Source organism: Isoptericola sp. F-RaC21 (assembly GCF_038593535.1).
In the GTDB taxonomy this organism is placed as follows: domain Bacteria; phylum Actinomycetota; class Actinomycetes; order Actinomycetales; family Cellulomonadaceae; genus Isoptericola.
This window is the reverse complement of sequence record NZ_JBCFYX010000002.1, coordinates 506,269-531,831: the sequence shown is the minus strand read 5'-3', so window position 1 is coordinate 531,831 and position 25,563 is coordinate 506,269. Positions and strand designations below refer to the sequence as shown.

General features: G+C 75.2%; 18 protein-coding genes. 9 read left to right on the top strand and 9 right to left on the bottom strand.

Features of this window, described 5'->3' with window-relative positions; genetic code table 11:
• Positions 1 to 17 precede the first annotated feature (17 nt).
• On the bottom strand, positions 18 to 3,083 hold the full coding sequence (locus tag AAG589_RS07795; RefSeq protein WP_430566676.1) for a UPF0182 family membrane protein: 3,066 nt from the start codon (positions 3,081 to 3,083) through the stop codon (positions 18 to 20).
• 118 nt (positions 3,084 to 3,201) lie between these two features.
• Positions 3,202 to 4,371 carry a YlbL family protein gene (locus AAG589_RS07790; RefSeq protein WP_430566675.1) on the bottom strand — a complete coding sequence of 390 codons (1,170 nt, stop codon included), beginning with the start codon at positions 4,369 to 4,371 and terminating at the stop codon, positions 3,202 to 3,204.
• Between the two features lie 212 nt (positions 4,372 to 4,583).
• Here AAG589_RS07790 and AAG589_RS07785 point away from each other — a divergent pair, with 212 nt between their 5' ends.
• Entirely contained in the window at positions 4,584 to 6,065 is a 1,482-nt protein-coding gene (locus AAG589_RS07785; RefSeq protein ID WP_430566674.1) for a zinc-dependent metalloprotease, read from the top strand.
• Between the two features lie 81 nt (positions 6,066 to 6,146).
• On the opposite strand, the gene AAG589_RS07780 is transcribed toward AAG589_RS07785, so the two are convergent.
• Entirely contained in the window at positions 6,147 to 6,677 is a 531-nt protein-coding gene (locus AAG589_RS07780) for a M48 metallopeptidase family protein (RefSeq protein WP_430567167.1), read from the bottom strand.
• A 144-nt stretch (positions 6,678 to 6,821) separates the two neighbouring features.
• Here AAG589_RS07780 and AAG589_RS07775 point away from each other — a divergent pair, with 144 nt between their 5' ends.
• The gene (locus tag AAG589_RS07775) at positions 6,822 to 7,904 is read left to right on the top strand and encodes a ThiF family adenylyltransferase (protein WP_430566673.1); all 1,083 of its coding nucleotides are present in this window, start codon (positions 6,822 to 6,824) and stop codon (positions 7,902 to 7,904) included.
• A 168-nt stretch (positions 7,905 to 8,072) separates the two neighbouring features.
• Here the strand turns inward: AAG589_RS07775 and AAG589_RS07770 are convergent, their stop codons facing one another.
• The gene (locus AAG589_RS07770; RefSeq protein ID WP_430566672.1) at positions 8,073 to 8,444 is read right to left on the bottom strand and encodes a WhiB family transcriptional regulator; all 372 of its coding nucleotides are present in this window, start codon (positions 8,442 to 8,444) and stop codon (positions 8,073 to 8,075) included.
• Positions 8,445 to 8,981: 537 nt separating this feature from the next.
• Positions 8,982 to 11,018: an ATP-dependent DNA helicase UvrD2 gene (locus AAG589_RS07765; protein ID WP_430566671.1), complete on the bottom strand. Its 2,037-nt coding sequence runs from the start codon at positions 11,016 to 11,018 to the stop codon at positions 8,982 to 8,984.
• A gap of 81 nt (positions 11,019 to 11,099) precedes the next feature.
• Between AAG589_RS07765 and AAG589_RS07760 the strand changes: the two genes are divergently transcribed.
• Complete coding sequence (locus AAG589_RS07760; protein ID WP_430566670.1) at positions 11,100 to 11,369, top strand: mycoredoxin; 270 nt, start codon at positions 11,100 to 11,102, stop codon at positions 11,367 to 11,369.
• 16 nt (positions 11,370 to 11,385) lie between these two features.
• Here AAG589_RS07760 and nudC read toward each other — a convergent pair whose 3' ends face one another.
• Entirely contained in the window at positions 11,386 to 12,387 is a 1,002-nt protein-coding gene (gene nudC / locus AAG589_RS07755; RefSeq protein ID WP_430566669.1) for an NAD(+) diphosphatase, read from the bottom strand.
• 107 nt (positions 12,388 to 12,494) lie between these two features.
• Here nudC and AAG589_RS07750 point away from each other — a divergent pair, with 107 nt between their 5' ends.
• From AAG589_RS07750 to cynS, 3 genes are all read left to right on the top strand, one after another.
• Positions 12,495 to 13,418 carry a macrolide 2'-phosphotransferase gene (locus tag AAG589_RS07750; RefSeq protein WP_430566668.1) on the top strand — a complete coding sequence of 308 codons (924 nt, stop codon included), beginning with the start codon at positions 12,495 to 12,497 and terminating at the stop codon, positions 13,416 to 13,418.
• Positions 13,419 to 13,585: 167 nt separating this feature from the next.
• A complete protein-coding gene (locus AAG589_RS07745; RefSeq protein WP_430566667.1) occupies positions 13,586 to 14,446 on the top strand; it encodes a formate/nitrite transporter family protein in 861 nt (286 codons plus the stop codon).
• 43 nt (positions 14,447 to 14,489) lie between these two features.
• Positions 14,490 to 14,939 (top strand): cyanase, encoded by a 450-nt coding sequence (gene cynS, locus AAG589_RS07740; protein WP_430566666.1) that lies wholly within the window; start codon positions 14,490 to 14,492, stop codon positions 14,937 to 14,939.
• Positions 14,940 to 14,951: 12 nt separating this feature from the next.
• On the opposite strand, the gene AAG589_RS07735 is transcribed toward cynS, so the two are convergent.
• Both AAG589_RS07735 and AAG589_RS07730 read right to left on the bottom strand, forming a co-directional pair.
• Positions 14,952 to 18,431 (bottom strand): UvrD-helicase domain-containing protein, encoded by a 3,480-nt coding sequence (locus AAG589_RS07735; RefSeq protein WP_446719715.1) that lies wholly within the window; start codon positions 18,429 to 18,431, stop codon positions 14,952 to 14,954.
• A gap of 245 nt (positions 18,432 to 18,676) precedes the next feature.
• Positions 18,677 to 22,084: a PD-(D/E)XK nuclease family protein gene (locus tag AAG589_RS07730; protein WP_430566665.1), complete on the bottom strand. Its 3,408-nt coding sequence runs from the start codon at positions 22,082 to 22,084 to the stop codon at positions 18,677 to 18,679.
• A 224-nt stretch (positions 22,085 to 22,308) separates the two neighbouring features.
• Between AAG589_RS07730 and AAG589_RS07725 the strand changes: the two genes are divergently transcribed.
• On the top strand, positions 22,309 to 22,533 hold the full coding sequence (locus AAG589_RS07725) for a DUF3107 domain-containing protein (protein WP_430566664.1): 225 nt from the start codon (positions 22,309 to 22,311) through the stop codon (positions 22,531 to 22,533).
• A 15-nt stretch (positions 22,534 to 22,548) separates the two neighbouring features.
• Here the strand turns inward: AAG589_RS07725 and AAG589_RS07720 are convergent, their stop codons facing one another.
• Positions 22,549 to 23,223 (bottom strand): ferritin-like fold-containing protein, encoded by a 675-nt coding sequence (locus tag AAG589_RS07720; RefSeq protein ID WP_430566663.1) that lies wholly within the window; start codon positions 23,221 to 23,223, stop codon positions 22,549 to 22,551.
• A gap of 312 nt (positions 23,224 to 23,535) precedes the next feature.
• On the opposite strand from AAG589_RS07720, the gene AAG589_RS07715 reads away from it, so the two are divergent.
• Positions 23,536 to 25,161: a DEAD/DEAH box helicase gene (locus AAG589_RS07715; RefSeq protein ID WP_430566662.1), complete on the top strand. Its 1,626-nt coding sequence runs from the start codon at positions 23,536 to 23,538 to the stop codon at positions 25,159 to 25,161.
• A gap of 96 nt (positions 25,162 to 25,257) precedes the next feature.
• Positions 25,258 to 25,557 carry a DUF1905 domain-containing protein gene (locus AAG589_RS07710; RefSeq protein WP_430566661.1) on the top strand — a complete coding sequence of 100 codons (300 nt, stop codon included), beginning with the start codon at positions 25,258 to 25,260 and terminating at the stop codon, positions 25,555 to 25,557.
• Positions 25,558 to 25,563: the final 6 nt, after the last annotated feature.

Sequence of the window (25,563 nt, the reverse complement as noted above, 5' to 3'; positions counted from 1 at the left end):
TCTCGCACCCCGACCGGTCAGCCGGCGGACTCGATCTCCTTCTCCGCGGCGACGGCGTCCTCGATCGCCTGCTGCAGGCGGTCCTGCGCCTTCCCGTACGCGGTGAAGTCGCCGTCCTTCAGCGCCTTGTCGCTGTCGGTCATGGCGTCGTTCGCCTCCTGGAGAGCGGAGTTGAGCCGCGTCTGGGCGTCGCCGGACGGCGTGGACCCGCCTGACGGCTCGGTCGACGGTTCGGTGCTCGGCTCCGTGCTCGGCTCCGTGCTGGGCTCGGCTGACGGTTCGGTCGACCCGTCGCCACCCTCGACGGGCGCGGTGGGCACGTCGGTCTCCGCCTCACCGTCGGCGTCGCCCGCCTTCGCGCCGGAGTCGCCGCCGAACACCTGGTCCAGCGCCTCGTCCAACGTCTCGGCGTACCCGGTCTGGTCACCGAAGGCGACCAGGACACGACGCAGCAGCGGGTAGGCCGTACCCCCGGCGGACTGGATGTACACCGGCTGCACGTACAGCAGGCCGCCGCCCACGGGCAGCGTCAGCTGGTTGCCGCGCACGACGTTCGACGAGCCGCGCTCCAGGATGTTGAGCTGCTCGGAGATCGTCGGGTTGGAGTCGAAGTTGTTCTGCACCTGACCGGGTCCTGGCACGGTCGAGTCGCGGGGCAGCTCCAGCATCCGTAGCTTCCCGTAGCCCTCGGCCACCTTGCCCGCGGTGGCCCCTGCGTCGCCGTCGGCGGCCAGGTATCCCGTGAGGATCTCCCGGTCGGTGTTACCGCCCGGGATGAAGGTGCTGGTCAAGGAGAACGCCGAGGAGTCCTGTCCCGGCATCTGCAGCGACAGGTAGTACGGGGGCTGCTTCGCCGCGTTCGGGCCGGCCGCACCGCCGGAGGACACCGGGTCAGCCGGGTTCGCCCAGAAGTCCTGGCCGGAGAAGAACTGGCCCGCGTCGTCCACGTGGTACTGCGTCAGCAGCGTGCGCTGCACCTTGAACATGTCCTCGGGGTAGCGCACGTGGCTCATGAGGTCGCCGGAGATCTTCGACATCGGCTCGACCGACGTCGGGAACACGTTGGACCACGCCTTGAGGACCGGGTCCTCGGTGTCCCAGGCGTACAGGGTCACCGAACCGTCGTAGGCGTCGACGGTGGCCTTCACCGAGTTCCGGATGTAGTTGACCTCCGGCGGCATCTCCACCGGCACGCCCTGCGCCGCGAGGGTCAGCGAGTCCGCCGTGGCCTCCTGCATCGGGGCGCTGGTCGAGTAGGGGTACGCGTCCGACGTGGTGTATCCGTCGATGATCCACTGGACGCGCCCGTCGACGACCGCCGGGTACATGCCCTGGTCGAGGGTCAGCCACGGCGCGACCTTCTGCACGCGGGTCATCGGGTCCCGGTCGTACAGGATCTGCGACTCGCTGGTCACGCGGTCGGAGAACAGCATCTCCTGCGAGCCGAACTTCAGCGCGTACAGCAGCTTGCTGCCGAACGACCCGACGGACGGGCCGGCGGTCACCTCGTCCGTGGGGAACGTGGTGTTGACCTGCTGGCCGCCCTGCTCGTCGTCGGCCTGGTAGTCGAGCTCCCACGGCTCCTTGTCCTCCGGCGCGCCCACGATGGAGTACTCCGTGGTGGACGGGCTGAAGTAGATGCGGGGCTCGTACCCCTTGTCGGTGAGCGCGCCCTGCGTGGGGATCCCGCCCTCGTAGAAGGCGGGCTGGCCGTCGGGGCCCGGCTGGTTGCCGTACGCGGCGACGACGCCGTACCCGTGGGTGAACACCGTGTGGTCGTTCACCCAGTTGCGCTGGCCCTCGCCGAGACCGCCGAGGTTCAGCTCGCGCACCGCGATCACGGTGTCGCGGGACTCGCCGTCGATCTCGTACCGGTCCACCGACAGGTTGTCCGCGAAGTTGTAGTACTGCTTGTTCTGCTGCAGCTGGCGGAACGACGGGCTGACGATCTGCGGGTCGAGCAGACGCACCGACGCCGTGGTGTCGGCGTCCTCGCGCAGCGCGCCCTGCTCCGCCTCCGTGGTGGCGTCGTACGGCTGCGTCTCGATGTCGTCCAGCCCGTACGCCGAGTGCGTGGCGTCGATGTTGCGCTGGATGTAGTCGGCCTCGAGCTCCTGCGCGTTCGGGTTCACCTGGAACCGCTGCACGACGGCCGGGTAGATGCCGCCGATCGCGATCGCCGACACGACCATCAGGCCGACGCCGATGGCGGGCAGCCGCCACGTGCCGCGCACTGCCGCCACGACGAACAGCAGCGCGACCAGCACCGCCACGCCGGTGAGGATCTCCTTGGAGGGGATGACGGCGTGCACGTCCGAGTAGGACGCGCCGTCGAACTTGGCGTTGGTCGACGTGAGCAGCGAGTACCGGTCCAGCCAGTAGTTCGCGGCGATCGTCACCATGAGCACGGCGCCGAGCACCGCGAGGTGCACGCGCGAGGCGCGGGTGGTGCGCGGCGTGCCGTCAGGCACCGGGCCGAGGCGCAGCCCGCCGTACAGGTAGTGCGTCACCAGCGCAGCGATGCCCGCGATGATGACGACCGCCATGAGGAAGCTGACCAGGAACCGCAGCGCCGGCAGGGAGAAGACGAAGAACCCCAGGTCGATGCCGAACTGCGGGTCCTTCTTCCCGAACGGCGCGGGGTTGATCGCCAGCAGCACGCTGCGCCACTGCGCGGACGCCGCGACGCCGGCGAAGAACCCGACCACGATCGGCCCGGCGATCGTCACGACGCGCCGCAGCGGCTCGATGGCCTCCCGGTACTGGTCCAGCGTCGCCTGCTCGGGGGTCGACGGCGCGTAGACCGGACGGACGCGGTACGCGACGGCGAACGACGAGAAGACGGCGGCCGCCATCACGAGGAAGCCCAGGACGAACAGGACGCCGCGCGAGATCCACTCCGTCCAGATCACGTTGCCGAAGCCGAGCGCGTCGAACCACATGATCTCGGTCCAGAACTGCGCGAGGAGCAGCAGCGCGACGACGACCACGGCGATCACGACCAGCGTGATGGCCAGGGGGCTGCGGCGGCGCTTGGCGGGCGGGCCGCCTGGTCGTCGACGGGGTGGGGCAGCGAAGGACACGGTGCGGGCACCTCACTCGTGCTCGGGACGGACGGACGTTCTGGAGTGGAACGTCCCTGTCATCCCTCAGGTTCCCACGCTTCGCCCCCACGTGGGTGACCGGCCCTTCACGGGCTCGTCACGAGCAGGTCGGCAGGTCCGTCCCGTCTCCTGCGCCGATCGCCTCGATTGCCGCGCGCGCGTCGTCGAGGGTGGCCACCCGGACCACCCGCAGCCCGTCGGGGACGTGCCCGACGACCTCGTCGCAGTTGTCGGCCGGGGCCAGGAACCAGTCGGCGCCGTCGTCGACCGCGCCGAAGAGCTTCTGCTGGATGCCGCCGATCGGACCGACCCGCCCGTCGACGCTCATCGTGCCCGTGCCCGCGACGTGCGCCCCGTCGAGCTCGTCCTCGGGCGTCATCTTGGTGATGATCGCCAGCGCGAACATCGTGCCGGCGCTGGGCCCGCCGATGTCGCCGGGCCGGATCGTCACGTGCACCGGCCACGCGTACTTCGGGTCCAGGTAGACGCCCAGGGCCGCGCGGCCGTCACCCTCCGCCGTCGTCACCGTGAGGTCCTTCGGCGCGCCGTCGCGCTCGACGCCGAGCACGACGTCGTCGCCGGGCTGCACGTCGTCCAGGTACGCGAGCAGGTCCTGATGGGTGGTGACCTCGTGCCCGTCGATGCTGCGCACGACGTCGCCCGCCTCGACCACGCCGTCGGCGCCGGAACCGGGCGCGGCGCCCGCGACCGTCAGCGTGGCCGGCACCTCGTAGCCGAGCTCCGTGAGCGCCGCCACGGTCGCGGCCGACTCCGAGCCCGCCATCTGCGCCTGGCCGACCTCCTGCTGCTGCTCCTGCGTCGTCTGCTCCGGGAAGATCGCCTCGACCGGCTGCACCGAGCGTTCCCGCGAGCCCCAGCCCCACAGCACGTCGCCCAGCAGGACGTCGCCGCCGGGCCCGCCGTAGACCGACACGGTGGTCAGGCGCAGCTCGCCGGTGACGTCGTAGGTCTTCGCGCCCTCGATCTCGACCACCGGCTGCGCCGTGGCGCTCTTGCCCCCGCTCGACGTCTCGCCCGCGCCGCCCTGCACGTCGGCACCCTGCAGGCCGAGCGTGTCCTCCGTGGGCCCCGGGGCGCGGATCGCGTACGGCGTGGGAAGCACCAGGAGCACGGCGGCGAGGAGCGCCGTCACCAGCAGCGAGACGCCCAGGGTCACGCTGCGTCGCGACGCGCGCGCAGCGGGGAGCGTCTCCTCGTCGGGCGACGACGGGTCGTCGGGCGCGAGGATGTCGCGGTCGAAGGTCACCGCCACATCATCGCCGACGTTCCTGGACGGTGCGCCCGGTCGCGGGCCGTCCGCTCAGGGGCCGCTCAGGGTCTCCGGGGGATCTGCGCCCAGAGCGAACTGCCGGAACCGCACGGCCCGACCGGACGTCGTCGGTGGTTACGGTGAACCAGTCGACCGACGGGCCGCCGTCCTGAGACGTCCCTCCACCGCACAGCCGAGGAGCCCCGCGCATGAGCAACCTTCCCGACGACCCCGAGGGTGCCGAGGAGCGCGAGCGCATGCTGCGCTCGATGCTGGAGGGCTTCTTCGGCGACCGCACCGACGAGGTCCTCGCGCAGATGCGCGCCCAGGGCATCGACCCCGCCGCGCTCGCGGGCATGCCGGGCGCCGGGACCCCCGACCCGGCGACGATGCAGCACGTCCTCGCCCAGGTGCAGCGGCTGCTCTCGGCGTCGGGCGACGGCCCGGTGAACACCGACGTCGCGCACGACATCGCCCGTCAGGTGGCCGTCGCCGAGGGCGACCCGTCGCTCACCGGCGGCCAGGCCAAGGCCGCGACCGACGCGCTCGGGGTCGCGGAGCTGTGGCTCGACGCCGTGACGGACCTCCCGCCCGCCGGCGGCCCCGCGCACGCCTGGAGCCGCTCGGAGTGGGTCGAGGCCACCCTTCCCGCCTGGAACCGGCTGGTGGCCCCGGTCGCGACGTCCGTCGCCGACGCCCTCGCCACCGTGCTGCGCGACCAGCTCCCCGAGGACCTCGGCGACGGCGAGGCGCTGGGCATGCCCGGGCTCCCCGGCCTGCCCGCCGGCGCCCTGGGCGGCGGCATGCTCGACCCCGCCCAGATGATGCGACGCCTGGGGTCGGCCGTGTTCGGCATGCAGATCGGGCAGGCCGCGGGCACGCTGTCGCGGGAGGTCTTCGGGGCCACCGACGTCGGGGTCCCGTTGCTGACCGAGCCCGCCACGGTGCTGCTGCCGAGCAACGTCGCCGCGTTCGCCGACGGGCTGGACGCGCCGCTGGAGGAGGTGCGCCACTTCCTCGCACTGCGCGAGGCCGCGCACGCCCGGCTGTTCACGCACGTCCCCTGGCTCGCCGCCCACCTGCACGGCCTGGTCGAGCAGTACGCGCGCGGCATCACCATCGACCTCGACGTGCTCGAGCAGCAGGTGCGCGACATCGACCCCAGCGACCCCGAGGCGCTGCGCGGGGCGCTGACCGGCGGCGTCTTCGGGCTGCAGCACACGCCCGAGCAGGAGGCCACCCTGCTGCGCCTCGAGACCGCCCTGGCGCTCGTCGAGGGCTGGGTCACGGAGGTCGCGGCCACCGCCGCGCTCCCCCACCTGCCGCACACGTACCCGTTGCGCGAGATGATCCGCCGCCGGCGCGCGGCGGGCGGTCCCGCCGAGCACACGTTCGCCACGCTCGTCGGGCTCGAGCTGCGCCCCCGCCGCTCGCGCGACGCCACCGCGCTCTTCGCGCACGTCCTGGCCGAGGGCGGCCCCCAGGCCCGCGACGCGGTCTGGGACCACCCGGACCTGCTGCCCGGCACGGCCGACCTGGACGACCCGGCCGGCTACTTCACCCGCCGCCAGGAGCAGGCGGACGAGCAGTCCGACGTCGACGCGGCGCTCGCGCAGATCCTCGACGCCGCGGACCGGTCCGGCACCGACACGTCAGAGGGCACCGAGAACGGGGACTCGCCCTCCTCCTGACCTGCGTCGGTCGAGCCCGTCCACGGGCCGGGTGTCGCCGGCCCTCGAGCCTGTCGAGACCCGGTACGCGTCGCTCCAGGCTCAGCCGGCGGCGCCGTCGGGCGCGGGCGACGCGCCGCCGTCATCCTGGACGAACGAGACGCCCTCGAGGAACCCCCGCGCGCGCTCGGTGCGGGGGTAGGTCTCCAGGAGCTGCCAGAAGGCGGGGCCGTGCCCGGCGTGCAGCAGGTGCGCCAGCTCGTGCAGCAGCACGTAGTCGAGCACCCACTCGGGCATCCCCTGCACGCGCGTGGAGATCCGGATCGAGCCGTCCACGAGCGTGCACGACCCCCAGCGCCGGCCCTGGTGGGGCGACCACGAGACGCTCGTCGGGTGCGCGCGGCCGTCCAGGTACCGGTCGGACAGCTCCTTGGCGCGCTCCACGAGCTCCGCGTCGGACGGACGCCGGCGCCGCTCCTTGTCCTCGAGCCGGGCCAGCATCTTCGCCACCCACTCGCGCTCCTGCGCGCGGGAGAAGCGCGCGGGGATGGCCACGACGGTGCGCTCACCGTCGCGGTACGCGCTCACCGTGGCGGTCCGCCGACGGCTGCGCCGGACCTCCACCGACGTCATCGTGTCGTGGGCCACGACACCGACCGTACCGGGGAATCGTGAACTTTGTGTGTCAGAACACACGAAACCGGCGCCGTGGCGTCGCGCCCGAGGGCCTGTGGACGACCGACGACGTATCCTGGCCGCGCGTGCCAGGGTGGCCGCATGGCAGACGCCGACAGCCCGTCCGCCGCGGCGGGCCCCCTCCTCGTGCTGCGCCCGGCGACCCCCGTCCTCGACCACGGCGACGGCGAGGTCCAGCTCGGCACGGACCCGCGATGGAGCCTCGTGCTGTCCGGCCTGGCCGACCACGAGGCGCGCTGGCTGCGCGAGGCCGGGGCGCGGCGCCATCGTTCCCTCGACCGCAGCGCCCGGCACTGGGGCGTGAGCCCGGAACGGCGTGAGCAGATCGTGCGCGCGCTGACCGACGGCGGGTTCCTCGTCCGTCCCGCGGCCCGCGCGTCCCGGACCGGCGGCGACGAGCCCGGCTGGTCGCCGGACTCCACCGTGCTGGGCGCCCTGCGCCCCGACGGCGCGGGCACGGTCACCCTCGCCCTACGCGCCGCCCGGATCGTCGGGCTGCACGGCCTCGGCCGGATCGGCACCGCCCTCGCCGGCCTCCTCGCCGGCGCCGGGGTCGGCACTCTGCTGCTCGACGACCGTGACCCCGTCCAGGTCGGCGACCTCGGGCTCGGCGGCCTCGCTCCCGGCGACGTCGGGCGGCCGCGGGAGGAGGCGGCCGCCGCGCGGCTCGGCTCCGCGCACCCGCGCCTGCGGGTGGGCAGCGAGCTGGAGGTCGCGGGGTCGGGCGAGCCCCGGCTGCCGGACGTCGTCGTGGTGGTGGAGTCGCACGCCGCGCGCCCGGAACGCTACGAGCGGCTGCTCGGCACCGGCGTGCCGCACCTTCCGGTGGTGGTCCGGGAGGCCGACGTCGTGATCGGCCCGCTCGTGCTGCCGGGGCGGTCGGCCTGCGTGGGGTGCGGCGACCGGCACGCCGCCGACGCGGACGGCGGCTGGCCGTACGTCGTGGCGGACCTCGGGCGCCGCGTGGTCGACGAGGTCGCCCACGAGACCACGCTCGCCGCCACCGCCGCCGCGCTGGCCGCCGGCCAGGTGCTCGCCCTGCTCGACGGCGGCACGCCAGCCACCGTGGGGCGGCGGCTCGAGGTCGCGCTGCCCGAGGCGGTGCCGCGCGTGCGCGACGTCGCGCCGCACCCGGCCTGCGGGTGCACCACCCTGCCGAGGTAGTTCAAGAGTCCGCGAGGTAGTTCAAGGTCCCGCGAGGTAGTTCGAGACCACGCGAGGTCGTTCGCGTCGGGCGAGGTAGCGCACTACCTCGGCCGGGCTCGAACGACCTCGCGTGGTCTCGAACTCCCTCAGCGGGGCCGCGGAAGCCGCTGCGCGCGGCTCCCGCGGTCATGCTGCGGCGGTCTCCGACTTCCGGGGCCGGCCGCGACCGCGCTTGCGGGCCACGACCTTGCCGTCGACGAAGACCTCACCGCCCCACACGCCCCAGGGCTCCTGCCGCTCGAGGGCGCCGGCGAGGCAGCCGGCCTGCAGCGGACAGCTGCGGCACAGCGCCTTGGCCTCCTCGACCTGGGCGGTGTGCTCCGCGAACCAGAGCTCCGGGTCGTTGGTACGGCACGGCAGCAGCGCCGCGAACTGGCGGTCGAGCTCGGCCACCTCGGCCGGGCTCTGGGTGAGGGGTTGATGCGGGGTCCAGGGGCCGGATCCGCCCTGGGGGATCGTGTCGAGCAGCCGCTCGTCCAACAGCTGTGCGAGACGCACGAGTTCCTCCGTCAGGTCCTGGGTGTTGATGTGAACGTCGGTGTTCAGGACCTGCGGGTGGACCTCTGGAGTCAGAGGTCCGGCTCGTGCAACCTGGTGAGGTCTTCTTCCCTGAGCGGAAAGACGAAGGCCGCGGGTCCCGGGTGGACTCCGCGGCCTGGATCCGGTTCTAGACCGGATGGCTCCAGGGGGCGGAGTCGGGTGCGATGTGGAGATCGGCGTTGCCTGCTCCGTGCTTGCGCGCGCGGAACGGACGGACGGCGCTGAGCTCGCCACGGGCAGACATGTACCCGGGCGCGCCGGCAGACGCGTTCGCCATCACGATCTGAGTCATCGTGTCCATCTTGTGCACCCACCTCCTCACTGCTCTCGGACCTCCGCCTCTCGGCAGACGCCACTTCCGTCTGGGACTCTCCGAGCATAGACGGACCCACCGGGACCGCCACATCTTTTTTCGACTTTTTCTTCGACGAGTTTCTCGGGGCAATGCCGAGCGCCCTCCCGACGACCCGCGGGGCGCGGGAACTCGCGGCCGCGTCAGCCCACGGAGTCGGCCACGATGGCCAGGATCGTCTGCCCGTACCGGTCGATCTTCGCCGGGCCCACGCCGTTCACGCGGGCGAGCTGCGCCACCGACGTCGGCTTGAGCTCCGCGATCGCGGCCAGGGTGGCGTCGCCCAGCACGGTGAACGCCGGCTTGTCCGTCTCCCGGGCCACGGACAGGCGCCACTCGCGCAACGCGTCGAACAGGGCCACGTCGTGCTCCCCCGTGAGCTGCTGCCGGGCCTGACCCCGCACCGCCCGCCCCCGACCGCGGCGGTCGGACGGGTCGTCCGGCCAGAGGCCGTCGAGGAACCGGGTCCGCTTGCGGGTGGCCCGCCCGCCCGGGTTGCGGGACCGCGCGAACGACAGCTCCAGGTGCTCCCGGGCACGGGTGATCCCCACGTAGAGGAGCCGGCGCTCCTCCGCCACCGCCTCGTCCGTCTCCGCCAGCGAGATCGGCATGAGCCCCTCGCTCACGCCCGCCAGGAAGACGGCGTCCCACTCGAGGCCCTTCGCGGCGTGCAACGAGGCCAGGGTGACGCCCTCGACGGTGGGAGCGTGCTGCGCCGACGCGCGCTCCTCCAGCTCGGCGACGAGGGTGGCCATCGTGGCGGGCGCGTCGTCGGGCGCGGCAGCCGCGACGTCGTCGGCCAGGCCGACCAGCGCCTGCATCGCCTCCCACCGCTCCCGCGCGGCGCCACGGGCGGCGGGCGGCTGCTCCGTCCACCCGGCGCTGGTCAGCACGTCGCGCACCTGCTCCGGCATCGGCTGCTCCGGGTCGGCGGACCGGGCGGCGCCGCGCAGCAGGACGATCGCGTCGCGCACCTCCTTGCGCTGGAAGAACCGCTCGCCGCCGCGCACCAGGTAGCTGATTCCCGCGTCCGCGAGCGCCGACTCGAACGCCGCGGACTGCGCGTTGGTGCGGTAGAGCACCGCGATCTCGCTGGGCCGCACCCCCGACGCGATCAGCCGACCCGCGCGGGCGGCGATGCCCGTGGCCTCCGCGTCGTCGTCGTCGTACGTGGTGAAGCTCGCGGGTGGGCCTGCCGGCCGCTGCGCCACCAGCTCCAGCGCGCCCGGCACCCGCCCGCGGCGCAGCACCTGGTTCGCCAGGTGCACGACCTGCGGCGTCGAGCGGTAGTCGCGCACCAGGCGCACCACCTGGGCGCCTGAGTACGTGCGCGTGAAGTCGAGCAGGTAGTGCGGCGTCGCGCCCGTGAAGGAGTAGATGGTCTGCGACGGGTCGCCGACGACGCACAGCTCCTTGCGGTCCCCCAGCCACTGGTCGAGCAGGAACTGCTGCAGCGGCGAGACGTCCTGGTACTCGTCGACGACGAAGTGGCGGTACTGCGAGCGCACCTCGTCGGCCACCTGCCGGTGCGAGTTGAGCATGTCCGCGAGCATGAGCAGGACGTCCTCGAAGTCGATGACGCCGCGCTCGGTCTTCACGTCCTCGTACGCGGTGATGAGCCGCGCCACCGTCTGGTGGTCGTAGCCCGACGGCGCGGGGCGGTCGTCGACGAGCGCCGCCTTGACGTAGTCCTCCGCCGTGACGAGCGAGACCTTGGCCCACTCCACCTCGGACGACAGGTCGCGCACGGCGACCCGGTCGACGCTCACGCCGACCCGGCGCGCGGCCTCGGCCACGGCCGGGGCCTTGTGCTCGAGGATCCGGGGCGGCGCGCCGCCCACGACCCGCGGCCAGAAGTAGCCGAGCTGGCGCAGCGCGGCCGCGTGGAACGTGCGCGCCTGCACGCCGACGACGCCCAGGTCGCGCAGCCGGGTGCGCATCTCCCCCGCCGCGCGGGCGGTGAACGTCACGGCGAGCACCGACGTCGGCTTGTAGGTGCCGGTGCGCACGCCGTAGGCGATGCGGTGCGTGATCGCCCGCGTCTTGCCGGTGCCGGCACCGGCGAGCACGCACACCGGCCCGGTGAGGGCCAGCGCCACGTCCCGCTGCTCCGGGTCGAGGGCGTCGAGGATCGCGTCGGGATGAAGCGGGGCGCTCGGGGAGTTGGTGGTGGTCGACATCGTCTGCGATTCTCGCAGCCGTCGCCGACACGCCGCGCCCGTCGTCCCCAGGCGCCGCGGCTTCCCTGATCAGGAGGACCGATGACCACCGTCACGCCGCAGCTCCCGGAGCCGGGCACCGTCACCATGTACTCGACCGCCTGGTGCGGGTACTGCCGACGCCTGCGCACCCAGCTCGACTCCGAGGGCATCGGGTACACGGTGGTCGACATCGAGGAGCAGCCGGAGACGGCCGAGTTCGTGGAGCAGGTCAACGGCGGCAACCAGACCGTGCCCACCGTCGTCTTCCCCGACGGGACCGCCGCGACCAACCCGTCGCTGAACGACGTGAAGGCGCGCCTGGCGTCCTGAGGCGCCGGAGCGTCGATCAGCCGGGCAGCTCTCCCCCGTACCACTCCTCGACGAGCGCGCGGGCGATGGACGGTCGCCCGGGCAGCCCGACCTCCCCGGCGCGCACCCCCGCCGCCAGCTCGTCGCGCGTGAACCAGCGCGCCTCGGTGACCTCCACGCCGTCCACCTCGACGTCGGTGGCGACGGCGCGCGCCCGAAAGCCGAGCATGAGCGACGCCGGGAACGGCCACGGCTGGCTGCCGCGGTATACGACGTCGCCGGGCCCGTCGCCGATCACGACCGACGTCTCCTCGGCGACCTCCCGGCGCACCGCCTGCTCCAGCCCCTCCCCCGACTCCACGTACCCGGCGAGGGTGGAGAACCGGCCCTCCGGCCAGTGCGCGGCGTGCCCGAGCAGCAGGCGGTCGGCGTCGTCGACGACCGCCATGATCACCGCCGGGTCGGTGCGCGGGTAGATCTCGACGTCCTGCACGGGGCACCGCCGCACCCAGCCCGCCTGCTCGACGACGGTCGGCTCGCCGCACCGCGGGCAGCGCTCGTGCGACGCGTGCCAGGCGGCCAGGGCCACGGCCTCCGCGGCGAGCGCGTCGTCGCGCCGGCCGCCCACCTCCCGCAGCCCCGCGAACGTGTGCTCGCGCGCCAGCCGCGGGGCGGGGGCCGCCGGCGACACGCCCTCGATCCCGACCGCGTCGGAGTCCGCCTCGTCCGGCAGGACCAGGCCGAGCAGCCCCGTGCCGTCCCGCTCCCCGAGGAACAGCCAGCGGTGCCCGGGGACGTGCGCGTCGGGCCGGTCCGCCCGCTCGGGCTCCGCCGGGAGCCCGTCGACGGCCGCGGCGTCGAGCAGCAGCAGGTCGCCCGCGGGGTCGACGGCGACGCGGCCGCGCAGCACCAGCACGACGCGGGTCGTCGGGTCGGCCAGGAGCCGCGCCAGCAGGCCGGGCTCGGTGCGGCGCTCGGCCGCCCGGTCGTGGGTGGCGCGGGTGTAGGAGAGGTCCGGGAGCGCGAAGGGTGCCGTCACTCCTCGACCGTACCCGCGGCCGCGTCGCCGGAGCGCCGGCCGCGCGACGGCGGACACGCGCGCGGCGGTGCTCCCGGGCGGGCCCCGGCACCGTCTACGGTGGGCGGGTGCCACGCAGTCCGCTCGCCCTCGCCGCCCTCGCGACGGCCGCCGTCCCGGGCCTGGACGCCCGCTCGGTCCGCCCCGAGGAGCTGCCGGGCGACTACGACGTCGCCGTCGTCACCGCCGACGACGGCGTCGAGTGGCTCGTGCGCGCTCCCCGCACCACGATGGCCGGCGCCGCGCTCGAGGCGGAGACCGAGCTGCTCGAGGCGCTGCACCTGTACGTCGACGCGGGCGTGCTGCCGTTCACCGTGCCGCAGGTGGCCGGCTTCGCGCTGCTCCCCGAGGGCGGGCGCGCCGTCGTGCACCGGCACGTGACGGGCACGGCCCTCGACCTCGAGGCGCTGCGCCCCGGCCCCGGCCTGGCCGCCGACCTCGGCCGCACCCTCGCCGCGGTGCACGAGCTGCCGGCGTCCGTCGTGGAGTCGTGCGGGCTGCCGTCGTACACCGCCGCCGAGTACCGCGAGCGCCGGCTGGTGGAGCTCGACGAGGCCGCCGCGACCGGCAAGGTGCCGCCCACGCTGCTGCGCCGCTGGGAGGCGGCCCTCGAGGACGTGGCCCTCTGGCGGTTCCAGCCCGTCGTCGTGCACGGCGACCTTGCGACCGACCAGATGCTCGTCACCGGCGGGCGGGTCACCTCGATCAGCGGCTGGTCCGACGCCCGGGTGGCCGACCCGGCCGACGATCTCGCCTGGCTGCTCGTCGCCGCCCCGCCGGACGCGGTGGACTCGATCATGGAGGCGTACCAGCTGCGCCGCACCGAGCTGCACGACGCGCGCCTCGTCGACCGCGCGCTGCTCGTGGGCGAGCTGGCCCTCGCCCGGTGGCTGCTGCACGGCGTCCGCCGCGGGCTCGACGACGTCGTCGCCGACGCCGAGGCGATGCTCGCCGACCTCGACGAGGCCACGCGCGAGGACGCCCCGGCCTGACCCCTGCTCACAGGTCCGCGCCTCCGTCTGCGAGGTCGCGGAAACCGCGGGCTCATCGCCCCGGACCGGACCGAAACACGACCTCAACGCGACGGCGACGTGGCCACAACCTGCGGCGACGAGACTCGGCGGCACACAAGCGCCACCACTTCGCCGAAGGGTCCGTCATGTCGTACGTGATGCCGCAGGACTTCGTCTCGCAGATGATCGCCACGGGCGAGAAGAAGCTGTTCATGTCCACCCGGGACACCCTCATCCGCTCGTTCATGGGCGGGGCCATCCTCGCGCTGGCCGCCGCGATGGCCGTCACCATCTCGACGAACACCGGGAACCCGCTGCTGGGCGCGGCGTTCTTCCCGATCGGCTTCATCATGCTGTACCTGATGGGCTTCGACCTGCTCACCGGCGTCTTCACGCTCGTGCCGTTCGCCGTCATCGCCCGCCGCCCCGGCGCCACCTGGGCCGGCATGTGGCGCAACTGGGGCCTCGTGTTCTGCGGCAACTTCGCGGGTGCGTTCACCGTGGCCGTGCTCATGGCGATCACGTTCACGTACGGGTTCTCCGTCGCGCCCAACGAGGTGGGCCAGGCCATCGGGCACATCGGCGAGGGCCGCACCGTCGGGTACGCCGACCACGGCGCCGCCGGCATGCTCACGCTGTTCGTGCGCGGGGTGCTGTGCAACTGGATGGTCTCGACCGGCGTCGTCGCGTTCCTCATGTCGAAGGACACGATCAGCAAGGCCGTCGTGATGTGGATGCCCGTGTTCCTGTTCTTCTACATGGGCTTCGAGCACTCGGTGGTGAACATGTTCCTGTTCCCCTCCGGCCTGCTGCTCGGCGGCGACTTCACCGTCATGGACTACCTGATGTGGAACGAGCTCCCCACGGTGCTCGGCAACCTCGTGGGCGGCCTGACGTTCGTCGGCCTGCCGCTGTACCTCACGCACTACCGCACGCGGCCCGAGCGACGCCGTCCCGCGCCGGTCGAGCCCGCCGCCGACGACCGCGTCGCCGCGCCGGTCGGCTGACCGGACGTTCCCTGCCCGAGCAACACCCGAACGAAGGACACCCGTGGACCCCCTCATGACCAAGGCGGCCGCGGCCGAGCAGGTCGTCACCGCCCGCCTGCGGTCCGGCCTGACGTGGCAGGAGATCGCCGACAGGCTCGGCGCCCCCGTCGTGTGGACGACGGCCGCCCTGCTCGGCAACCACCCGATGACGGCCGACCAGGCCTCCGCCGCGTGCGAGGTGCTGGGCCTGGGCGACGACGTCGCCGAGGCGCTGCGCCTGCAGCCGTACCGCGTGCGCGACGAGGCCGTGGCGACCGACCCCACGATCTACCGCTTCCACGAAGCCCTCAGTGTCTACGGCCCGGCGCTCAAGGAGCTCATCCACGAGGAGTTCGGCGACGGCATCATGTCGGCGATCAACTTCCAGGTCGACGTCGCCCGCCGCCCCAACCCGGACGGCGACCGCGTCGTGGTGACCTTCGACGGGAAGTTCCTCGACTACCGCTGGTGAGCCGGCCGGCGGCTACCCCTCGGGCGTGCCGCTCACCAGCGCCTCCAGCTCGGCCTCGTCGAGCAGGCGCCGCGGGCGCACGGTCGTGCCGCTCGCCACGTACACGAACGCGGCGGACACCTTCTCGATCGGCAGCCCGGTGTAGCGCGACCACGCGAGCCGGTAGACGGCGAGCTGGACCTCGCGGGCGGACCGCGCGGCCGCGTCGCGCGGCTCGCGCCCCGTCTTCCAGTCCACGACGACGACGGCCTGCGGGCCGTCGTCGTCCGTCGGCGCGTCCGGGTCGGGAAAGACGGCGTCGATCCGGCTGCGCAGCATCACGCCGCCCACCGGGGTCTCGACGTCCACCTCGACCGCGAGCGGCGTGCGGGACGCCCACTCCGACTCCGCGAACCGCTGGCGCAGGGTCTCCAGGTCGACGTCGGGGGCCATCTCCCCGTCCTCCGCGCCCGGCAGGTCGTCCACGTCGACAAGCGACGACGACGTGAAGAACCGCTCCACCCACTCGTGGAAGTGCGTGCCGCGGCGGGCGTGCACGGTGGGCTCCTGCGGGACCGGCCGGCGCAGCTGGAGGGCGAAGGCGTCGCGGTCCCCCGCCAGCCGCACCAGCCCCGACGCCGACACGTGCGCCGGCATCTCCACCTCGCGGGAGCCGCGCTCCCCGCGCTCGGTGAGCAGCGTGCGCGCGAGCAGGACCAGGTCGCGGCCCGACGCGTCGCGCAGGACTCCGGTCGTCGCGCGCCCGCCCTCCGGCTCTGCCGGACCGACGCGCGGATCGACGCGCGCGGCCTCGACGAGGGACGCCGCGGCCCGCAGGACGTCGCGCGGCGCCGGCCCCTCGTCGTCGCCGGGCCTTGCCCCGGTGGTCTCGGCGTCGTCCGCCGGCCCCGGCCCGGTGGGCCGCTCGGGCGGGGGCCACGGCGCGGCGTTCTCCACGGCGTCGCGGGGGTTGCCCGCCGCGGGGTCGGGCTGGTCGGCCCAGCCGCCCGCGTCCACGACCCCCGCCTCGACGAGCTCCGCGAGGAACGGCGAGACGCGCCGGGGCGTGCTGCCCGTGCCCCACCAGTGCGCCGTGAGGAACAGCTCGCGCCGGGCACGGGTGAACGCGACGTAGGCGAGGCGGCGCTCCTCGGCGAGCCGGTGGGCGCCGCTGTCGGCGCGGAACTGGTCGCGCCGGGCGGCGAGGTCCTTGGTGTCCGCGGCCTCCGCCCAGGTGAACTCCGGCAGGTCGGGCGCGTCGCCGCGCAGGTGGTACGGCAGGGCGGAGACGTCGGTGAGCCAGCCGCCGTCCAGGCGTCCCTGGGACGACTCGGCCTGGCTGGGGAACACCCCGTCCACCAGGCCGGGCACCGCGACGACGTCCCACTCCAGCCCCTTGGCCGCGTGCGCGGTGATGACCTGTACCGCGTCGGGGTCCGGCTCACGGACGGGCATGTCGAGCCCGCGCTCCTGGTCGCCCGCCACGCCGAGCCAGGCGAGGAACGCGCCCAGCGTCGCGACGTCGGCCGACTGCGCGAAGCTCGCCGCCACGTCGCGGAACGCGTCGAGGTGCTCACGCCCGCGCAGGCTCACCCCCGCGGCCGCCCCGCCGCCGGCCCCGGTCACCGGCGTGAGCGTGTCCGCGAGCACCTGCGCCGTGGCGACCTCGACGTCGAGGCCCAGCGCGCGCTCGGCCGCCACCACCAGCTCCGGCAGGGACAGGTACGTCAGGCCGCGCAGCTCGCGCAGCAGCCGGGCCAGCGCCGACAGGCGGCCGTGGCCCGCCGGGGACAGCACGCGCCCGTCCCGGGCCGGGCGGCCCGGCGCGGGCAGGTCGTCGAGCGCGTCCACGATCGAGCGGTGGTCGACGACGTCGCCCTCGACGACGACCGCGTCGCCGTCGTCCTCCGGCTCGCCGGGGTGGCTGCCCGGCCGCACGCCGTCGGCGCGCGCCAGGTCGGACGCCCACGACCCGAGCGCGTGCAGGTCGGACGCGCCGAGGTTGACGCGCGGACCGGTCAGCAGCCGCAGCAGCGAGTCGCCCCGCGACGGGTCGTGCACGGCCTCGAGGAGCGCGACGACGTCCACCACCTCGGGCGTGGACAGCAGGCCGCCGAGGCCGACGACCTCCACGGGCAGGCCCCGGCGCCGCAGCGCCACCTCGACCGCCGCGAACTGCGAGCGCGCCCGGCACAGCACGGCGGCCGTCACGCGGTCGGCGCCGTCCCGCCGGGTGGCGCGCCGCCAGCGCGCCGCGACGAACTCGGCGGCGGCCTCGGCCTCCTCCTCGCTCGTGGCGGCGACGTGGGCGCGCACGACGCCCGTGCCCGCGCCGGGGCGCAGGTCCAGCGGCGGCACGTCGACGCCCGTGCCCGTCTGCCGCGCGCGGTCCCGCAGCGGTGCGGCCGCGACGTTCGCCGCCGCCAGCACGGCGGCGTCGTTGCGCCACGACGTGCTCAGGTAGCGCACCGCCGCCGGGGCGCCGCCGCGCGTACGGAACCGCTCGCCGAACCGGGCGAGCCCCGACGCCGACGCGCCGCGCCAGCCGTAGATCGACTGGTGCGGGTCGCCCACCGCCGTCACGGCGTGCCCGCCGCCGAACAGCCCGGCCAGCAGCTCGACCTGCGCGTAGGAGGTGTCCTGGTACTCGTCGAGCAGCACCACCGGGAAGCGGGAGCGCTCGGTGGCCCCGACGGCCGGCACCGAGCGCGCCAGCTCGGCCGCGAACGCGATCTGGTCCCCGAAGTCGAGCGCGTCCGCGACACGCTTGCGGCGGCGGTACTCCGCGACGAGGTCGAGCAGCCGGGCCCGCTCCGCCACGGAGTCGATCAGCCCCTGGACCTCCTTGGTCCGCTTCTTCTGCCGCGGGCCGAGCGGCAGCGCCTCCAGCCGCGCGACGACGTCGGACAGCGCGTCGCGCGCCTCGTCCACGGGCAGCAGGTGCTCACCGAGCTCGCCCGACAGCGCGAGGACCGCGCCAACGACGGTGCTCACCGCGCGGTCGGTGCCGAGGTCGTCGGCCCACGACTCCACGACCTGCGCCGCGAGCTGCCACTGGTTCGCCTCGCCCAGCAGCCGGGAGCCGGGCTCGATGCCGAGCCGGAGCCCGTGGTCGGCCACCAGCGACGCGGCGTACGCGTTGTACGTCGCCACCGTGGGCCGCGCGAGCAGGTCCAGGCCGGACGTCGCGCGCCCCTGGGCGCGGGCGAGCTGCGCGAGGCGGGACTGCACGCGCTGGGTGAGCTCGGCCGCCGCCTTGCGCGTGAACGTCAGCCCGAGCACCTCCTCCGGCGCCACGAGCTCGTTGGCGATCAGCCACACCACGCGCGCCGCCATCGTCTCCGTCTTGCCCGACCCGGCGCCCGCCACGACGAGCACGGGCTCCAGCGGCGCCTCGATGACGGCCACCTGCTCGTCCGTGGGTGACGGCCGGCCGAGCAGCTCGGCGATGTCCCGCGCCGACAGGCGCGGCTCCGGCGGGGCGGACCTCGCCGTGGCGCCGTCGCCGTGCAGCCCGGCGTCGTCGAACAGGGCCGCGTCGTCGAACAGCACCGCGTCCGGGGACGCCGGCGCGACGCCGGGTGCCGCGGCGAACCCGGCGAGCTCCGGAAACCCGAGCTCGGCCTCGCGGTCGGGGTCGCCGAGCACGGCCCACGTCTCCTCCGCGAACGCCCCGGCGAGATCCTCACGGTCGCCCCGGCCGTCGGGGCCGTCGCGGCCCGGCTCGGGCACGGCGGGTCCCGTGGTGCCGTCCCCGGTCACTCGATCACGTTCCTTCCCTCGGGCTGCACGGGGCACGACCGGCGCACGGGGCACATCGGGCACAGGTCGTTCTCGTGCGCGGTGAAGCGGCTCGCCGCCATCGTGTCGGCGGCGCTCTCGACCAGCGCCCGCGCCCAGCTGGACCCGTCCTCCCCGACCTGCAGCGCGGGCTGGTCGCGCAGCGTGGGCGCGACGGTCGGCGTGCCGACGTAGACCAGCCGCGCGCCCGCGCTCGGCGTGCCCGGCGGCAGGTCCAGCGCGCCCTCGGACACGGCGAGCTGGTACGCCCCGAGCTGCGGGTGCTCGGTGGCCTTCGCGCGGGCGGGCGCGCTGCGCCCGGTCTTGAGGTCGGCCACGGTCACGCCCTCGTCGCCCGCGTCCTCGACCCGGTCGATCTTGCCGCGCAGGCGGGCCCGCCCCACCGTGAGCTCGAACGACGGCTCCACGAGAACCGGGTCGCCCGCCTCGGTGTAGTACGCGGCGAGGCGCTCGATCATCCGCTCGGCGCGGTTCCGCAGCTGACGCGAGGGCCACCCCTCGGGCAGCGCGAGCTCGGGCCAGCGGCGGTCGAGCTCGGCGCGCAGGTCGGCGAGCGACGCCTTCGGGAGATCCTCCGCGATCGCGTGCACCAGCGTGCCGAGCGTCTGGTGGGTGGCGTCGGGGGCCGTCGCGCCCGCCGACTCGAACGCCCACTTCAGGGCGCAGGTGCTCACCGTCTCCACCTTGGACGGCGAGACGGTCACGACGTCGTCCGGCCCCCACAGCGGCGCCTCGCTCGACGTCGCGGCCACGCCGTACCAGGTGCGCGGGTCGGCCTCCGCGATCCCCGCGTCGGCCAGGTCGGCGAGCAGGGCGGCGGCCGCCGCCACCGGCCCGGCGGTGCCCTGGGTGCCGTCGCTCGCGCCGGCCGCGCGGACCAGCGTCGCCCGGGCCTCGGCCACCACGCCGCGCAGGTCGAGCGGCGGCCCCACGGTCACGCGCCGCGGGTCGGGCCCCTCCGCCGTCGCACGGTCGCCGTCCGGCGGCTCGACGAGGTCGAGGAACACCGACGGCGCGTCCTCGGCGTCCTCGACCGCCGTCACGACCAGCCGCCGCCGGGCCCTCGACGTCGCGACCGCGAACGCCCGCAGCTCGTCCGCCAGCACCTGGCGGCGGGCCTCCGGGCCGATGCCGTGCGCGTCGTCGGAGCGCCCGGCGAGGAGTTCCACGAGCGCCTGCGAGCCCAGCAGCGAGTCGCGCAGCCGCAGATCCGGCCACACGCCGTCCTGCACGCCGACCACGACGACGACGTCCCACTCGCGCCCCGCCGCCCCCGCGGGCGTCAGCGCCTCGACGGCGTGCGCCCCGGTGGCCGACGCCGCGAGCGAGTCGGCCGGCAGGTCCTGCGACGCGAGGTAGTCGACGAACGCGGCGACGGGGGCACCGGGCATGCGGTCCACGTACGTCTCGGCCGCGCGGAACAGCGCCAGGACGGCGTCCAGGTCGCGGTCGGCGCGCGCTCCGGCGGGCCCGCCCGCCAACGCCTGGTCGCGCCACCGGTCGGCGAGCCCGGTGGCCGCCCAGACGGCCCACAGCACGGTCTGCGCGGTGGCGCCCGGCTCGGCGGCGGCGGCCCGGCCCGCGGCCAGCACGCGCGCCACCGCCAGCGGCCCGCGGCGCACCGGGGCCGGGAGGGTCTCCGCGCGCGCCGGGTCGTCGAGCACCTCGACCAGCAGCGCGTCCGACGAGCGGCCGCCCCCGCCCGAGAGCTCCTCCGCCCGCAGCGCGCGCCGCAGGCGGCGCAGCGCCACGGCGTCGAGCCCGCCCACCGGCGAGGTGAGGAGCAGCGCCGCGGTCTCGGCGTCGAGCGCCGACCCGACGCCCGGCTCCCCCAGCTCCTCGGCGAGCAGCCGGTCGACGCCGCCGCCCGCCGCGCACACGCGCAGCGCCGCCAGGAGGGGCGACGCCGCGGGCTCGTCGCGCAGCGGCAGGTCGGAGCCGAGCAGCGCGACGGGCACCGACGCCGCGACCAGGTCGCGCCGGAGCGACGCCAGCCGGTCGCCGCTGCGCGCCACGACCGCCATCCGCTCCCACGGCGTGCCGTGCAGCAGGTGCTCCGCGCGCAGCTCGCGCGCCACGAACGCCGCCTCCTGCGCCGGGCCCGCGAGCACCGCGACCTGCACGCCCGCCGGGGCCGTCTCGTCGGGCGCCGCGTCCTGGTCGACGTCGTCCGGGCCGAGGTCGTCCCCGACTCCGCCCTCGACATCCTCCTCGACATCGTCCTCGGCGGCGTCGGCAGGCCGGGCCGGTCCGGGCCGCGGGCCGGCGCCGCGGTGCAGCGCGCCGGAGACGGTCGCGATGCGCGACGTCACCGCCCGCGTCACCGCCCGCAGCTCGTCCGGCTGCCGCCACGCCGTGCCCAGCACGACGGTGCGCGCGTCGAACGCCCCGACCACCCCGGCGCGCGCGGGCGCGGCGGCGCGCCCGACCAGCCCCGGCGACGCCCCGCGGAACCCCTGCACCGCCGAGTCCGGGTCCGCCAGCAGCACCAGCCGCGCGCCGGCGTCGTGCAGCACGTGCAGCAGGCGTGCGGTGGCGACCGTCGCCTCCTGGTAGTCGTCGACGACGACGAGGTCCCACGCGGGCCGCGGCACGTCCGGCAGCTCGTCGTCCCAGCCCGCGAGCGCGTGCGCGGCCTCGTCGATCACCCCGGCCGGGTCGTACCGGGCGCCCGCGTCCGGCGTGCCGAGCCGCAGCGTGGTGACGTCCAGGTACTCCTCGTACAGCTGCGCGGCGAGCACCCACTCCGGCCGGTCGTGCCGGCGCCCCAGCTCGTCGAGGTCCACCGGGCCCAGCCCGCGCTCGGCCGCGCGCATCAGCAGGTCGCGCAGCTCCTGGCGCAGCCCGCGCAGGCCCAGCGAGTCCTCCGGGAGCCCCGGCGGCAGCTCGAGGTCCGTGCCCTCCCCGGACAGGTGCCCCTCGAGCAGCTCGGCCAGCACCAGGTCCTGCTCCGGGCCGGACACCAGCGTGGGCGCCGGGTCCCCGTGCGCGGCCGCCCGCGCGCGCAGCACGGCGAAGGCCGCCGACGCCGGCGTGCGCACCATCGGCGCGCCGACCGTGCGCCCGGCGCGGGCCGTGACCTCGTCCCGCAGCCGGGCCGCCGAACGGCGCGACGCCGCGAGGACCAGCACGCTCGACGGGTCCGCCCCCGGCGCGCCGTCGTCGCCCGCGAGGGCGCGCACCGCCACCGTCGACGCGACCGTGGTGCGCCCCGTGCCCGGCGCCCCGACGACGAGGGTGACCGCCCCGCCGAGCGCGGCGGCGACGGCCGCCTCCTGCGTCGCGTCGAGCTCGACGCCGGAGCTCGGCGCGTCGGCGCGCGGCGGGGCCACGAGACGAGGGGCGAGGGTCGGTGCTGACGTCACGGCAGCGATTCGACCACGCCCCACCGACACCGCCCGCGCCGGCAGTGCGCTCCGGCCCGGCCACGCCGAGGACCGGCAGTTTCACCCTCCGCTGACAAACGCGCCCCGGGGCCGTCCGTGCCGGGTGCCGTGACTAGGATCGACGCGACGTCCTGGGCGACCGGGACCACCAGACGGCCGACCGCCGTGCCGGCACGACCGGCGCGGCTCGCGAAGGAGACAACGTGGAGATCACGATCGGTGTGCAGAACCAGGCCCGCGAGCTGGTCGTCGAGACCGACCAGACCGCCGAGGACGTGACCGCCGCGGTGCGCAGCGCGATCTCCGACGGCGGCGTCCTCGAGCTCACGGACTCGCGCGGCCGCACGATCCTCGTGCCGACCGCCACGATCGGCTACGTCGAGGTCGGCGCCACGGAGCAGCCGAAGGTCGGCTTCGGCGCCCTCTGACCCGGGCGACCGCGGTCAGGCCGCGAGGCCCAGGCGGTCCATCCGGCGCGTGTGCTCGGCGGTGAGCCGGGAGACGAGCCACGCCTGCGCGGACGCACCCCCGTCGTCCGCCGCCTCCCGCGCGCGGTCCGCCAGGGCGGCCAGCGGCGGGTGCGCCGCGAGCAGCACGGGCACGAGGCCCAGCGCCTCGCCGACGACGCGCCGCCCCCACAGCGCCAGGCGGGCGGCGAGGACGCCGTCCGCCGACGCGGCGTCCGCCAGCACCGCGGTCGCGGGGTCGTCGGTGCGCGGCTCGCCCACGGCGGCCGCGAAGCCGGCAGCGCCGTCGGCCAGGCCGGTCGCGAGCTCCCGGCACAGGTCCTGGGCGACGCCGAGCCCCACGACGCTCTTGAGCAGCCCCTCCGCCCAGCCGGACGGCGCCGTGCGGGCGTCGAAGTCGGCGAGCGCGCCGTCGAACGGCGCCATCGCGGACGCCGCGCCCGCGGGCCCGGGCAGGACGGCCAGGCCGAGCAGCCGCTCCTGGCGGCCCAGGGCGTCCCCCGCCGCGGTCGCCAGGGTCTGGCGGGCCGCGAGGTCGGGCGCGTCCACGGACCGGGCCGCGAGCAGCCCGAACGCCGCGAGCTCCGTGTAGGCGGCGAGGCCCACCAGCGTCGACAGGGCAGGGTCCGGGGTGCTCGGCTGCTGGCTCACGCGCCCCAGGATAGGGGCGCCGCGCCCGCCGGAGCCGTGTCACACCCGCGCCGAGGCCCCCGTCGCGTACCATGGAGGAGTACTTCGGTTGCCCGGTCGTCACGCCATGGGTCTCAATCCACTGACTCGACCGCAGCGGCACGGCGGGATTCCCGCCGAGCCTGAGCGACGTTCTTCCACGATCGGCTGCCGACCACCTCGGCGCTCCTCGCGACCCGACGAGAGTGACCTGCACGGTGCGGCCCGTCGACGGACCCCGCCCGCTCAGGAGCCCCTCGGTCCGTGCGCGCCGACGAGCAGACGAAGGTACCCGTGACCACGACCGACACCGCCGCCACCGCGGCCTCCGCTCCCGGCGACTCCGGCGAGCCCGACTACTCCAGCCCCGCCGCTATCCAGGCGCAGGACGTCTCCTTCGCCGACTTCGGGGTGCGCCCCGAGATCGTCGAGGCCCTGCGCGACTCCGGCATCACCCACCCCTTCCCCATCCAGGCGATGACGCTGCCGGTGGCGCTGCAGGGGCACGACATCATCGGCCAGGCGAAGACCGGTACGGGCAAGACCCTCGGCTTCGGAGTGCCGCTGCTGCACCGCGTCGTCGCGCCGGGCGAGCCCGGCTTCGACGAGCTGCCCGCGCCCGGCAAGCCGCAGGCGATCGTCGTCGCGCCGACCCGCGAGCTCGCGGTCCAGGTCGCGAACGACCTCGCCACGGCCTCGAAGAAGCGCTCGGTCCGCATCGCGCAGATCTACGGCGGGCGCGCGTACGAGCCCCAGATCGAGATGCTCAACGACGGCGTCGAGGTCGTCGTCGGCACGCCCGGCCGCATGGTCGACCTGCTCAACCAGGGGCACCTCAACCTCACCCGCGCGGCCACGGTCGTGCTGGACGAGGCGGACGAGATGCTCGACCTCGGCTTCCTGCCCGACGTCGAGAAGATCCTCGCGCGCACGCCCGCGGTGCGGCACACCATGCTGTTCAGCGCGACGATGCCCGGCCCGGTCGTCTCCATGGCCCGGCGCTACATGTCGCAGCCCACGCACATCCGGGCGGCGGAGCCGGACGACGACGGCGCCACCGTGAAGAACACGCGCCAGGTCGTCTACCGCGCCCACGCGCTCGACAAGGTCGAGGTGCTGGCCCGCCTCCTGCAGGCCGAGGGCCGCGGCCGCACGATCGTCTTCGCCCGCACCAAGCGCACCGCGGCGAAGGTCTCCGACGAGCTGCGCGACCGCGGCTTCGCCGCCGGCGCCATCCACGGCGACCTGGGCCAGGGTGCCCGCGAGCAGGCGCTGCGCGCCTTCCGCCACGGCCACATCGACGTCCTCGTCGCCACCGACGTCGCCGCCCGCGGCATCGACGTCGACGACGTGACCCACGTCGTGAACTACCAGTGCCCCGAGGACGAGCGCACCTACCTGCACCGCATCGGCCGCACGGGCCGCGCGGGCAAGCAGGGCACGGCCGTCACGTTCGTCGACTGGGACGACGTGCCCCGCTGGCAGCTCATCGACCGCACCCTGAACCTCGGGTTCCCGGAGCCGGTCGAGACGTACTCCAGCTCGCCGCACCTCTTCTCCGACCTCGGCATCCCCGAGGGCACCAAGGGCCGCCTGCCCAAGGAGAAGCGCAAGCTCGCCGGCCTGGAGGCCGAGGAGCTCGAGGACCTCGGCGAGACGGGCAAGCGCACCGGCTCGCAGCCCGGGCGGCGCGACGGCGGTCAGCGCGACGGCGGTCGCCGGGACGGCGGGTCGCGCGGCGGCCGCGGAGGCGCGCGCTCCGGGCAGGGCTCGCGCGGCGGGTCCGCGCAGGGCGAGCGCTCCGACGCGGCGCCGGCCTCGGGCGAGCAGAGCGACGGCGAGCAGCGTCGTCGCCGCAGCCGCAACCGTCGTCGCACCCGCGGCGGCCGCCCGGTCGAGGGCGGCTCGTCGGAGGGCTGACCCCACCACGGCGGTCGAACCTGTCGAGACCCGGGGCCGGGTCCCGACAGGCTCGACCGCCGTCCCGCCGTCGGCGGCGCCGCGTACGGTGCGGGCATGCGTCTGACGTTCTCCGCGCCGTCGTGGTTGTGGCAGGTGCGCACGGACGCGCAGTGGTGGTTCCTCACCGTGCCGCCGGACGCCTCGGACGAGCTCGCCGAGCTGCCGCTGCCGCCGCGCGGCTTCGGGTCGATCAAGGTGACCATCACCGTCGGCGCCACCACCTGGACCACGTCGGTGTTCCCCAGCGACGAGCAGCGCGGCTACATCCTGCCGCTGAAGCGGTCGGTCCGGCAGGCCGAGGGCATCGGCCCGGGCGACGTCGTCGAGGTCACGCTGGAGCCGGTCGGCCTGTGAGCCCGT